8 protein-coding genes and 1 pseudogene are annotated in these 13796 nt (G+C 46.9%); 2 read left to right on the top strand and 7 right to left on the bottom strand.

Features of this window, described 5'->3' with window-relative positions; all coding sequences use genetic code 11:
• Positions 1-44: 44 nt before the first annotated feature.
• The 7 genes and pseudogenes from L4174_RS17090 to L4174_RS17065 all read right to left on the bottom strand — a co-directional run bounded on the left by L4174_RS17090 (position 45) and on the right by L4174_RS17065 (position 8887).
• Positions 45-563: an Hcp family type VI secretion system effector gene (locus L4174_RS17090; protein ID WP_248142708.1), complete on the bottom strand. Its 519-nt coding sequence runs from the start codon at positions 561-563 to the stop codon at positions 45-47.
• A 565-nt stretch (positions 564-1128) separates the two neighbouring features.
• Entirely contained in the window at positions 1129-1878 is a 750-nt protein-coding gene (locus tag L4174_RS17085; protein WP_248142709.1) for a hypothetical protein, read from the bottom strand.
• Between the two features lie 24 nt (positions 1879-1902).
• Positions 1903-2661 carry a hypothetical protein gene (locus tag L4174_RS17080; protein WP_248142710.1) on the bottom strand — a complete coding sequence of 253 codons (759 nt, stop codon included), beginning with the start codon at positions 2659-2661 and terminating at the stop codon, positions 1903-1905.
• Between the two features lie 30 nt (positions 2662-2691).
• Complete coding sequence (locus L4174_RS17075; RefSeq protein ID WP_248142711.1) at positions 2692-3432, bottom strand: hypothetical protein; 741 nt, start codon at positions 3430-3432, stop codon at positions 2692-2694.
• A complete protein-coding gene (locus L4174_RS24140; RefSeq protein WP_371929435.1) occupies positions 3429-5696 on the bottom strand; it encodes an HET-C-related protein in 2268 nt (755 codons plus the stop codon). The genes L4174_RS17075 and L4174_RS24140 overlap by 4 nt, the downstream gene beginning before the upstream one ends.
• 495 nt (positions 5697-6191) lie before the next feature.
• Positions 6192-8291: pseudogene (locus L4174_RS24135) on the bottom strand (type VI secretion system Vgr family protein); the annotation flags it as partial.
• 77 nt (positions 8292-8368) lie between these two features.
• Entirely contained in the window at positions 8369-8887 is a 519-nt protein-coding gene (locus L4174_RS17065) for an Hcp family type VI secretion system effector (protein WP_036753264.1), read from the bottom strand.
• Between the two features lie 528 nt (positions 8888-9415).
• Between L4174_RS17065 and tssH the strand changes: the two genes are divergently transcribed.
• Together tssH and L4174_RS17055 are read left to right on the top strand one after the other, a co-directional pair.
• Positions 9416-12079 carry a type VI secretion system ATPase TssH gene (gene tssH, locus L4174_RS17060; protein ID WP_248142713.1) on the top strand — a complete coding sequence of 888 codons (2664 nt, stop codon included), beginning with the start codon at positions 9416-9418 and terminating at the stop codon, positions 12077-12079.
• On the top strand, positions 12066-13667 hold the full coding sequence (locus L4174_RS17055) for a sigma 54-interacting transcriptional regulator (RefSeq protein ID WP_248142714.1): 1602 nt from the start codon (positions 12066-12068) through the stop codon (positions 13665-13667). Before tssH ends, L4174_RS17055 begins: the two co-directional genes overlap by 14 nt.
• Positions 13668-13796 lie beyond the last annotated feature (129 nt).

The raw sequence follows: 13796 nt of genomic DNA, 5'->3' as shown, positions 1-13796 counted from the left end.
AAGACAAAAGGGGCCAAACGCGGCCCCATTTCCAATCAGCGTGATTACGCTTCGCGTGGTGTACGCCAGTCGTCGTTACCTGCTGTACCACACACTTCGTGCGTCACTTCGATTGCGCGGTAAGTAAACTTCAGTACTTCTTCAACCACACGGTCAGAAGTTGCTGCGTCCTGGCAGTGAGCCATACGGGTTTGCATGTCAACCAGCAGCGCATCGATCAGCTTCACTGTGTAGTAATGCTCTTGTTTGCCCTGAGTCGAGGTACGGTAGAAGTTAATGTAAGCTTCTGGCAGCTTCTCACCGCTGACCAGTGCGTTGAACAGCAGCGGAGAAGTACGGTCTTGCTGTTTAGTGACGATAACCGGACGGTGAACACGCTGGCCCGTTGGCTGACCGCTTTGCGGGTCACGTGGTACAGTCAGTACATGATCCAGCTCCTGTACCAGGAATTCATTGACGTGAGCTTCCTGCCAGGTATTACCAACAGAGTCTGCAGTGTACGCATCTTTTGTAATGTGGCCCTGAGTTTCACCGTGAATCGACATATAAGCTGGAGTAGGCATATCGCTTTCCTTTCAATTTCAATTATTTCAATTATTTTGATTAGTTTGATTAGTTTGAGCATATCGCTAAACGTTGCGATGATTTTATTATTGCAACTGCCATGCCAACTTTTATAAACATAAAAATCAATCACTTATAATAACAGCAATTTCAGTAAGCCGTCCTGGCATCCAATTTCTTAGAAAAATTTCTCAATTCTTGGAAACCTGTGGTTTTACCCGAATCATCACTGAATGTGAGGTTCGGTGCTTCGTGATGGGGTGTCGGTTCAAAGAAAATGGGGCTGAGAAAGAGAAAAGGCGCTTAGTTAGAGAGGTTGAAGAGAAAGTGAGATCAGGTCTCCAATCAAAATATTCTAAAACCCGAAAAGCATACGACATCATTTAAGAAAGGACGGGTAGAAATGAGGAATATAGACATACTGCCCGCATCTGCAATAACTGCAAACTTGGTGATGATTGCAGTGACTGAGCTTCAAAAAAACTCTGGCCGGTTAATTTGGACTCGTTACATTGATTACTGTGATATCATGTTTCCTTCTTTGTACCCGAACAAACCCAATCACTACCGGGAAACAACCTGACCAAAGTACTTCACTTCATTTTCGTATTTTAATTTTGAGGATGGATAAACTGTTAACATAACGGCTAATTCAGGCTTTTGTCCCCAGAAATGGTGAAACGCGATAGATGCATCATGTGTCTCAGAAGCACTGGCTCTCACTAAATTAAAGTGCTGATCCATTTGGGTTCCTGCACCATACTGAAGCACTTGTTCTTTCTGAATATTTCGATCAACAATTGCACCATAAAAATTGATTGCATAATCTGCAAACATCGTATTGTATGGATGGCTTTTATATTTCGCCTCACTAATGCGAGGAGGATCAATTTGGTTCTTTGAATTGAGTCTGATCCTCACATCAACAATATATCGACTCATGGGATCATTCAGCGTACCTACTTGTCCATTCACCCAGTCAGAACTAGGCGATTTTGTATTTCTTTGCACTTCAAGATCAATCCCCAACTCAGGGTAGATAAACCTCTTAGATTTAAATGCAGCAACCGAATCACGCTCGCCTTGAATATAGTTGTCTCCAAGTACTTGAATCCAATCTCTCAGGGGCTTTTCAAAACGAAGTGGCTTACTATCAAAGGTGATGGATTCTGGAGTAATCACCAAACGAACGGGTTGATCGCTGGTGTTCGTGATCCCTGTTTGGCAATAAGATGTTGCTGAGAAAAAAACAGCCACAGCCGCCAATATTTGGGGAGCTAGAACATGAAAGCCTGTGCCTGATATCAGGATCACCCTTCCTCCATACCGCCAAATAGACTACCGGGAAACAATCTGGCCAAAGTACTTCACTTCATTTTCATTTTTTAATTTCGAGGATGGATAAATCTCTAACATCACTGGGACTTCGGGTTTTCTTCCCCAAAAGTCATAAAATGAGATCGTCGCATTATGTGTTGCAGATTCACTGGCATTGACTGAGTTGAAGTGCCGGTCCATGACGACACCTTCACCATATCGGATGACATTCTCTTTCTTTACTGAATCATCAACAACCGCTCCATAAAAACTAATGGCGTAATCTGCAAACATCGTATTATATGGATGTGACTTATATTGTTCCTCAACCGATAGTATCTCTGTTTTCGTATTGGGTGTAAGTGTTACTCTCACATCAACAAGATATCGGTTCATTGAATCCTGAACAGTTCCAACTTGTCCATTCACCCAGTCAGATTTGGGTGCTTTATTATTTCTTTGTACTTCAAGATCGATCCCTAATTCTGGATAAATAAACCGATCAGCATAAAACCCAGCTACTGAACCATGATACCCTTGAATGTAATTGTCCCCGAACACATAAAGCCAGTCTTTCAGGGGATTATCAAAGCTTAATGGCTGACCATCAAAGCTGATGGATTCTGAAGTAATCACCATTCGAACAGGTTGGTCGCAGGTGTTCGCGCTCTCTGCTCTGCAAACAGAGATTGCAGAGAGCAACATAGACATTACAGCCAATAATGTGGGAGATAATACTTTTAGACGAACATGAAAGCCTGTGCCTGATATCATGCTCATGATCACCCTCCCCCCATACCGCAAAATAAACTACCGGGAAACAACCTGACCAAAGTACTTCACTTCATTTTCATGTTTTAACGTCAAAGATGGATAAACAGTTAACATAACGGCTAATTCAGGCTTTTGTCCCCAGAAATGATGAAACGCGATAGATGCATCATGCGTCTCAGAAGCACTGGCTCCAACTAAATTAAAGTGCTGATCCATTTGAGTTCCTGAACCATACTTAAGCACTTGTTCTTTCTGAATATTTCGATCAACAATTGCACCATAAAAATTGATTGCATAATCTGCAAACATCGTATTATATGGATGGTTTTTAAATTTCTCCTCGCTAATGCGAGGAGGATCAATTTGGTTCTTTGGATTGAGTCTGATCCTCACATCAACAATATATCGATTCATGGGATCATTCAGCGTACCTACTTGTCCATTTACCCAGTCAGAACTAGGCGATTTTGTATTTCTTTGCACTTCAAGATCAATCCCTAACTCCGGGTAGATAAACCTCTTAGATTTAAATGCAGCAACCGAATCGCGCTCACCTTGGATATAATTGTCCCCCAGTACCTGAATCCAATCTTTCAGGGGCTCTTCAAAACGCAATGGCTTACCATCAAAGGTGATGGATTCTGGAGTAATCACCAAACGAACGGGTTGATCGCTGGTGTTCGTGATCCCTGTTTGGCAATAAGACGTTGCTGAGAAAAAAACAGCCACAACCGCCAATATTTTTGCAAAAAAAGAACAAGGATGTGTTGATATCATGGGTTCACCTTTTTCATCAGATCCGTCGTAAATTTCAGTTGATAATCATTTAATTCAGCAAGCTGTTTCAATTTAAGATACTCATGCTCTAGATGGCCCTGATAGCTTCTCGCCTGATTCAGCTGAACGGGGCTTGATGCAGCCCATTCGGCAATCACATGATATACATTTTGTATATGCCCCGGGCTCTTTGGCGAAATATGCTCAGGGTGAACAAAGAAATCATCGACTAATGACAGGAGCATATTACTATTTTCTTCACCATCCCAAACTTCACTCATGATCTCCCCAAAAGTCCGCACCATTTCACGGGCAGCTTCTGCTGCAATCGTATGCAATGGATGATCGTCCGGATCTTTTGCCAATTGTGTATGAGTCGGATCCGTCGGGGAACTATCATCCTGTGCATTCTTCATTGCTTCCATCGCCTGACGAGCCAGCAAAGCAGTCAATCGGTTAATAAAGCCAAACATTGCCTCCATCACCGCATGATAACTTTCTCTGAAATCATAAGATAACTCATCGAGCTTTTTGGCATTTTCAAGGGCTTGCTCAGCCGTTTTTCTTTCATCCTCGCTTGAATATTCCAAGCCGAAGGCATCATAAATCATTTCAACGGCATTTGGCGCAAAATCTTGCATTAAAATTAATGCAATACTTAATTGAGTTTGAAAATGTGCCTCTTCCACTTCCGGACTGTGATCCTTCGTTTTTTCAACCACCGACAGCAAACTCACTAAAGTATCGGAGGCACCAAACACACCGGTTGTCAGAGGACGAATGTTCTGAGCCGTCTGATCGGCACTCTGGACTGGTACAGCCTGAACCCAATCATTCACATGCCGCCGCTCATCTTCGGAAAAACCGGGAAGTTCCTTCAAAATTCGGTTGAGCGCCAGTTCCACGAAGTTAGAATGCGCGAAGATATCTTCCATCACATGAAGCGCCTGACCAAAATGAATCAAACCTTCCGGTGTTCTTCCCAATGAAACAGCAAGTCTGAGCTGACTCTTGGCATATTCAATTGACTGTTTAAAGTAATTTTTATACCACTTCCCAGAGTCAATCTCGCCTTCGATCGCTTGATAATCCCCTCTGAAAATATTTGCGTACTCAGGATTTTCCGGCGCTGTAACACCTCGAGGGTTATCCAAATGTTCTTTAGGCAAATAAGCACCCAGTTTCTCCGGGGTTAATCGATAAGGAGAATTATCCTCTTGAGCAAAGAGCATTGGAAACTCTTTTCTTGCCAAAATTTCAACAACTTGAGTCAGTGCCTCATGAGAAATACCTTTGCTTCCGATCGTTTTACCACCACCGGTAAGGCCTGATGGGTCATCGACCTCTTTGGCTGCAATTTCCTTCGTTGCATTGAATGCGGAATCGATATGATCTTCCAATGCCTGAATCTTCTGCTGAGCCTCAGGAATATGCTTTTCTTGCTCTGCAAAAAACTTTTCTGTTTCGAGCTGGGAGATTTCCTGTGAAGATTTGTCCAGCCCAGCCTGAGCACTTTGACTCGCAGATTTTTGCTGAGTATTGCCAGCTTTAACTTTAGCCTGCAGAGACTCCATTAATTCCAGGTGCTGTCGATTGCTTTCAATCGCATGCTCAATGTTCACACGGCTTTTCACATTATCAGCAGATAAATTATCCTTTGTTTTTTCTAAATCTGACCGCTTTTTCTCAAGGATTTCATTTTGCTGTTTCAATGTTTCTGAGTATCCAAACAATCTGCCGGATACATCATCTGCAAAATCAGAAAGACCATCACTGAATCGCTGTGTATATACCCGAGCGGTATTGAGTCCTTGAATTGCACTTTTTTTCAGTGATTCTGTCGTGTCTGCTATTGTTTTTAAATACGATGACAGTTCATTGCGAAGTTTGTCCAGACCCAGATCTGTTTCTACCGCCTGTTGTATGAGTAAGTTAAGATTCAGGTCTAATACCTTGGGATCGACGACCTGTGAGTAATCCCGCAGCCAGTTTCCATAGTAAATTGCCTTAATTTCTTGTTCAGTAAAATATTCCAGTAAAACCAACTCGACAGACTGGTGGCCATATTTACCTTTCAGTGCTTGCTCAGCTGTGCCGCCTGCCGAGAAATATTCACGATCGCCATTCTGGCTCTTCTGATCATTTTCAATATAATTTCTCTGCTCTTTGAGCGCCGCATGCAGTGCTGGATATTCCAACGAAATTGATTGTGTTCCCAGCGAACCCGTGTACTGCGCAATGAGGGTTGATGATTGTTTCCGCATATTCAGGTTGCCAAGAATCGCTGCGAATGCTGCTCCCTCATCAAGCATCGCATCACCGCCCAATGTGCTGTAAACATTTCTCAGAGAATAATCGATGTGATGTCCGAACTCATGAACGAGAATGGCCAGCAGCTTTCCTTTACTTTGTTGATCCTGACTCTCTATCGCATCCTGAATCAGTCCCTTCCCGACAAAAATCGTTTGCTGAAGATTGTCATAAAAAGCAATGTTGCCTAAAGTCACTTCAATTGGCGGATTCTCGAATGCTCCATTTTGCAGGTCTTCAAATAAGCCAAGATAAGCTTCAGGTGGAATATTGTACCCAAACACGCCACTGAGCCACATAGCAAATTTTTCACGATCAAAAACTGTTGTGAGCCCTTGAAGATGCTCAATCGCATAAGTTGACTCCAGAAGGTGGGTTTCATCATTAAACTGAGCAAGTACCGCTGCTGCGACTGGAATATCCGTATGCAGTGGTGTTTCCTGGCCCGGATTTATCTTTACATTTCCACCCTGAACATTCAGTTTATCCGCCCCATCCAGGGTCACATTGAGGCCAGAGAGCAGAATTTTCCCGTCACTTTTTAAAACAATACCCGATGATCCTGTGAGCAGTTGAATTTCATCCGCACTGATAATGGTTGTCTGACCATCGGAAGTAACTGATACATTTTTCCCGACACTGAGTGCAAACTGACTATCCACATTGAACCCATGATTCCCCCCAATGTTGAGGTTGCGGGATGCATGAACCGTAGTCACTTGATTTTCACTAATCTCTAACCGATCGTCTTTACCGACTTCACTATCCTGATGACCAAGGACTTTTCTTGTCTGATCCTGAGCAATATTGACAGATTCATTCGCGTTGTAAGTGATGACAACATCTTTTGCCACATCTTCGACAAACGTCTGCTCAATCAACGAAGTTTTATTCCCGCCGATGGTTTCCTTCTGGTTCCCCAGAATTTGATTGGTTTGTTGATGGCCGACAATCAATTCTTCATCTTGCCCGATTTCACCAAACCGATCGTTGAGCACTCGGGTACGCATGTTCTTCTGCGCATGAAAGAACATTTCCTCTTGATTGGCTTCATCTTCAAACGAGATTTCGTTAAATCCGGTGCCTTTATGAGTCTGTGTACGAAGAACGGTTTTTGTTTTATGTTCAGGCAACGGGTACGGCGGCAGGTGCAGCGCATTGTATACAGTGCCGGTGACAAGCGGTCGGTCAGGATCACCATCCAAAAATGTCACCACGACCTCATGGCCGATTCGCGGCAATACCACGGCGCCCCAGTCAGGACCCGCCAGGGTCTGACTGACGCGAACCCAACAGGTTGAATGTTCATCCAAAACACCATGACGATCCCAGTGAAACTGCACTTTCACCCGTCCCAGATTATCGGTGTAAATTTCTTCGTTCGCCGGACCCACAACGACAGCCGTTTGCGGGCCATCCACAACAGGGGGTGACAGCACAGGCGCCCGGTATGTCATTTCTGCCGGGAATGCGATGATTTGGTTGTAATACGTGGTAGGTTCGCCGCTGTTTTCTTCGGCATGAACCTGGGGATCACGGCCGATGTGCTCCACTTCGAGCAGGATGAAATTACGGTTCAGCGACTGACGTGGGTGACCTTCCAGCAGGAAACTGTAACCGGGCAGAAAACGCATCACACAGCCCGTGGCTTTCAGTTCGGTCCCGGAGATTCTATGCGCAGACAAACGATAATCCGACTGCGATTTACCGAGTGGTTGCTGGTCGTACCGGCCCGGGTAATTGTAAATGGCCAGATCCGTATACGTTTTTGATTCATCCAGTTGTGCCACACTGGTCATCAGATTCGTTCTCGGCGTCAGGTAGTTATAATCTGACTGCGACACCGAGCCTGTGTGGACACGTTTGCCAAAATCCGCATCAAAAATATGCTCGCGATCCGGCACACCGCCAGAGTCACCATGAAACAGAATGGTATGTTCCCCGACATCAGGAACCAGTGTTGCATTGTCTGCTGTACTGGGAAGTTCACTCAGGAGTTCATTTTTATCGACGATCACCAGCTCATGGCCGGTTTCCGTATGATCAAAGAAATACCACAGGCCGTGCTGAGACATCAGACGATGAATAAATGCCAGATCGGTCTCGCGGTATTGCAGAATGTATTCCTGCTTCTCACCGGCATCAGCCAGCATCCGGAATGCCGTCACACCCGCATCGGTCAGCACAGATTCGATGATCTCGTTAATTGTCTGGTCCTGGAAGATCCTGCAATCTTGACGCTGGGTCAGGAACCACAACTCTGGCACCAGAATCAGCTCGTAACGACTGAACTGGCGGCCGGTTCCGAGAAACCGCACTTCTTTGACAATTCCGTGGAACAAACGGGAAACATCGCGTCCCTGCCCAAAAAGTTTCAGTACGCCGGCTTTACGGACCAGATCATCGAGTGAAATATCTGCATCACGTGAAAGTAATGAGACCTTCATTTCAAAAGGTTGAAACAGACGCTCTTTAATTTCAAAACTTTCTACGCGGAATTCGTGTTCTGCAGCTTCGATTGAAAACGAAAATTGAACCTGATTACTCATTACTTTTACCTGATGCAACTTGGGCGGTTAACCTAAAACAAAAGGGGCCGACAAGGCCCCTGTTCCAATCTGCGTGATTAAGCTTCGCGCGGCGTACGCCAGTCGTCGTTACCCGCAGTACCACACACTTCGTGCGTCACTTCGATTGCGCGGTAAGTGAGTTTCAGCACTTCTTCAACCACACGGTCAGAAGTCGCTGCATCCTGGCAATGTGCCATGCGGGTTTGCATGTCAACCAGCAGCGCATCAATCAGTTTGATGGTGTAGTAATGCTCTTGTTTGCCCTGAGTCGAAGTACGGTAGAAGTTAATGTAAGCTTCTGGCAGTTTCTCGCCGCTGACCAGTGCGTTGAACAGCAGTGGTGAAGTACGGTCTTGTTGCTTCGTCACAATAATCGGACGGTGAACACGCTGGCCCGTTGGCTGACCACTTTGCGGGTCACGTGGTACAGTCAGCACGTGGTCCAGTTCCTGTACCAGGAATTCATTGACGTGTGCTTCCTGCCAGGTGTTACCTACAGAATCTGCAGTATAAGCATCTTTCGTGATGTGGCCCTGAGTTTCACCGTGAATCGACATATAAGCTGGAGTTGGCATATCGCTTTCCTTTCAGTTTCAAATTCAATTGTTTTGATTAGTTTGAACATATCGCTAATCATTGCGATGCCAATATCAAAGCAAGCACTGTGCCAACTATTTTAGTTATTTCAAATCAACAACTTACAATTAATCATTACGATAACCCCAAGAAATCCGTCTAACTTATTAGAATATTTTCTCATTTTTCAGAAATTCATTTTTAAATATGAACATCATATTCTGCTTTACTCTTCCTCTCTTTTTATTACTATCCATTTTTAAAAATTCCCGACAGAACACGCTTATTTAGTAAATTCTGAAACCCCTGCCACACTTTTGAATATCCGTGAATTTCACAGGACAAACTTTCATTTCTCCTACAAGAAAGCTCACTTCGAAACGCCTGATTGGAATGTCCCTATGCGGAATGTCATTCAGCCATGAAATAGTCACTAATACAGCCACTTAGAGCCCTTGTCTCCGCCGTCAGCAATTTTTGAATCTGATTATAATCAAGGCTTTCCACGACTCGAATTTGATGGACCTATGATTAACGTAAATTTAGCTTCTCTGATTCAGCGTCTGCATCCCATTGCAAAAGTTGCTCTGGAAGATGCAGCCGCACTTGCTGTGTCTGAACGTTCAACAGAAGTATCGATTGAACATTATTTATTGAGCCTGCTTGAACGCCCGAACAGTGACTTTGATTGTATTCTGGCGAGTTTTGACTGCTCTGAAAATTTAATTCGCCAGTCACTGAATGCTTCTTTACAGCGCAGTGCAAAAGCCGCAGGCGGCAAACCGGTGTTTTCTGCCCTGCTGATTGAATGGCTGCAGGAAACCTGGCTGATGTCTTCCATTGATCTGGGCCATCAGCAAATCCGTACCGGCGCTCTGCTGCTGACACTGGTGAAAAACCCGGTCCGCTACGGCCAACATGACATTCAGGAACTGTTCGAACCGATTAACAGTGAAACCCTGAAACGCAACTTCAACCAGTTTACCGCGGAGTCGATTGAGGCTCAGGTTGCCAGCACAGAAAGCAGTGAGCCGCGTCAGGAAGGTTCGGCACTGAGCAAGTTCACCATTGATTTCACAGGTAAAGCACGCGAAGGCAAAATTGACCCTGTGTTCTGCCGTGACCGCGAGATCCGCCAGATCATTGATATTCTGGCCCGTCGCCGTAAAAACAATCCGATTGCCGTTGGTGAGCCCGGCGTTGGTAAAACTGCCGTGGTTGAAGGCCTGGCCCTGAAGATTGTTGAAGGCGATGTGCCGGATATTCTGAAAGGCGTAGAGCTGTTTGGCCTGGATATGGGCTTACTGCAGGCTGGCGCCAGCGTGAAAGGTGAATTTGAAAAACGCCTGAACGGTGTGCTGGAAGAAGTGAAGAACTCACCCACGCCAATCATTCTGTTTATTGATGAAGCACACACACTGGTTGGCGGCGGAAACCAGGCTGGCGGCAGTGACGCAGCCAACCTGCTCAAACCAGCACTAGCCCGCGGCGAAGTGAAAACTATTGCTGCCACGACCTGGTCGGAATACAAGAAGTATTTCGAGAAAGACCCGGCTCTGGCCCGCCGTTTCCAGCTGGTCAAACTGGATGAGCCCTCTCCGAAAGAAGCCGCACTGATCATCCGTGGTCTGCGTCCGGCTTACGAAAAAGCGCACAATATTTATGTCCGTGATGATGCAATTGCCTGTGCGGCAGAAATGTCTTCCCGATATATTTCAGGTCGTCAGCTCCCGGATAAAGCAATTGATGTTCTGGATACGGCCTGTGCCCGTGTAAACATCAGCCTGCGCTCAACGCCGGCCCCGGTTGAAAGTCTGCAACAACAGATTGCCTCACTGCAACGTGAGCTGGACGGTCTGAAACGTGACGAAATTCAGCAAACCGGTGATAAGAAAAATGCCACGCTGATCCCGCACATCGAAAGCCAGATTGTCGAACTGACAGAAGAACTGGCCGAACTGACCGCACAATGGGCAGAAGAAAAAGCGCTGATTGATGAAATGATCAGTCTGCGCGAAAAGCTACATATCGCGACCGGTGAAGCAGAGGCTGACGCTGATTCTGAAGCAACCGAAGCCGCAGAGGAAACCGTGGACATGGACGAAGCGTCGATCCGCGAAGCCATTCTACGCTGTCAGCGGGCACTCGACGAATGCCGCGGTGATGAAGCACTGGTTCACTTTGAAGTTGGTCCGGCTGAAATCAGTCAGGTCATCGCAGACTGGACAGGCGTCCCGGTCGGGAAAGTGCTGAAAGATGAATCCGCTTCTGTGCTGAATCTGAGCGATTCTCTGTCTGGCGCCATCAAAGGGCAGCCTTTCGCCATTGATTCCCTGAGTGAAGGGATTCGTGCAGCGAAAGCCAGCTTGATGAACCCGGATGCACCGATGGGTGTATTCCTGCTGGTCGGCCCGAGTGGTGTGGGTAAAACCGAAACCGCACGCGTGGTTGCCGATCAGTTATTCGGTGGTGAGCGCTTTATGACCACCATCAATATGTCGGAATTCCAGGAGAAACATACCGTTTCCCGGCTGATCGGCTCACCTCCGGGCTATGTCGGTTATGGTGAAGGTGGCATGCTGACGGAAGCCGTTCGCCAGCGACCTTACTCCGTTGTCCTGCTCGACGAAGTCGAAAAAGCCGATCCTGAAGTCATGAACCTGTTCTATCAGGTCTTTGACAAAGGGGTGCTGAACGACGGTGAAGGCCGTGCGATTGACTTCAAGAACACCCTGATCCTGATGACCAGTAACCTGGCAACACAGGAGATTGAAGCGCTGTCTCAGCAGAGTGACGACATCACGGCGTCGCAAATTGGTGAAGCGATTCGTCCGACACTGAACCGCTACTTCAAACCAGCTCTGCTGGCCCGAATGAATGTGATCCCTTATCTGCCACTGGCTGATGACGCGATGACCGACATCATCAAGCATAAACTGGGCAAACTGGGCGAGCGCCTGAAAACACACCATGATCTCACACTGGCCTTTGAACAGGATCTGGTCGATTTCGTACTGGGCCACTGCCGCCTGAGCGAAACGGGTGCCCGTAACATTGATGCGGTCATTAACCGCCAGTTACTGCCTCAGCTGTCGACCGAGCTGCTGTCGCATCAGGGTGAGGAAAGCACCCATACCACACTGACGATTTCCGTCGATGAACAAGGAATGATCGAGTATGCCTTCAGTTAATTCTGGAGAACTCAGTAACCTGTTACTGGCCATCAGTCAGACTCTGGCCGATCGTACCCAGCTGGCGTCCACCATGGACGCCATCCTGGCAGCGGCGCGTCAGCTGACACAGGCCCGGCACGGCATCATGTACGTGCTGGACCAGACCGGACAGGCACTGGTTCCCCTCAGCGTGCACAAGCACGAACAGCCACTGCAGGAACACCCCTGGGTACCGTTGCAGCTGGATCTGCTGAAAGAAAATGATCCGTTTGGCTATGCCATCACCACAGGCGAAATTGTTCTGATCAACGATCTGTATGCCTACTCCGGCTACAATTGCGATGCGATCTATCAGAACGAAACAGCAATGGATTTGCACAGCGCCAATCTCCTGGCCTGGCCACTGAAAGATCACCAGAATCTGACGGTCGGTCTGCTGGTACTGTTCGATTTGTGTCTGATTGAAGATGAACAGTCGTTGTCTGTCTTTACCAAACTCGCCGGCACCAGTATTCGTCAGGCGATGCTGCTGGATACTTATCACACCAGTCTGCGGAGTCTGGAAGCAGACAATGCAGCCCTGAACCGTGAAAACAAGCAGCTGAAAGCCCGGAAGAAAGCCGACTACAATGGTCCGATTGCCGAAAGCGATCCCATGCGTCAGGTGCTTGAACGTTTACAGCGTATTCTGGCCCTGCCGGTTGATGTCCTGCTGCGGGGTGAAACCGGTGCGGGGAAAGAAGTGATTGCCCGCTATATCCACGAAAATTCAGACCGGGCCGGGAAGCCTTTTATCGCGCAGAACTGCGCGGCAATCCCGGAACAGCTGCTGGAATCAGAACTCTTCGGTCACAAAAAAGGAGCATTCACTGGCGCTGATAAAGACAAAAAAGGTCTGTTTGAAGCTGCCGACGGCGGCACGCTGTTTCTGGATGAAATTGGTGATATGCCATTGTTATTGCAGGCAAAACTGTTGCGTGTATTGCAGGAGCGTAAAATTCGCCCTATCGGCAGCAGTGAAGAACGCAGCATCGATGTGCGTGTTGTGGCAGCAACTCACTGTAATCTGAAGGAGAAAATTCAGAAGAACGAGTTCCGCGCTGACCTGTTTTATCGTCTGAATGTTTTTCCGATCACTCTGCCACCACTGCGGGAGCGTCCGGCTGACATTCTGCCGCTGGCTGAACACTTTATTACTCTCACCAGCCAGAAACTGGGACTGGACAGCGAACCAGTCATCAGCAAAAAGGCCCGACAGAGCCTGATGGATTATCCTTTCCCGGGCAATGTCCGTGAACTGAGAAATATCATTGAACGGGCTGTGCTGTTATCTGATTTCGAAACCGTCGATGCCATTGAGCTCGGTGAAGGTGACACTTTTATTCCGGACGTTCAGGCAGACATCCCGGATGACAGTGTGTTCGACAGTACGCTTCCTGAAGTGGATATGGCTTCCCTGAAAGATTCCGTCACTCAGTATGAGCGCACGGTGATCATGAAAACGCTGGAACGCTTCAACTGGCAAACCCGTAAAGCTGCAGAATCTCTGGCGGTGCCGCTCAGCACTCTGAGCCATAAGATTAAAAAGTATGAAATCATGCCTTAGTCTGCTCCCGAAAGGGAGTGGTCACGCAGAGTCCGGGATTCTGCGTCATACCAGACTGACAAAAAAAGGAGATGAACATTCATCTCCTCGATTTTTCAGGATAAAACCATCCTGAATATAGTTGACTTT

Origin of the sequence: Photobacterium sp. CCB-ST2H9 (assembly GCF_023151555.2) — a bacterium.
Lineage (GTDB): Bacteria > Pseudomonadota > Gammaproteobacteria > Enterobacterales > Vibrionaceae > Photobacterium.
Note: the sequence above shows the minus strand (reverse complement) of the source record. Positions and strands in the feature narration are given on the sequence as shown.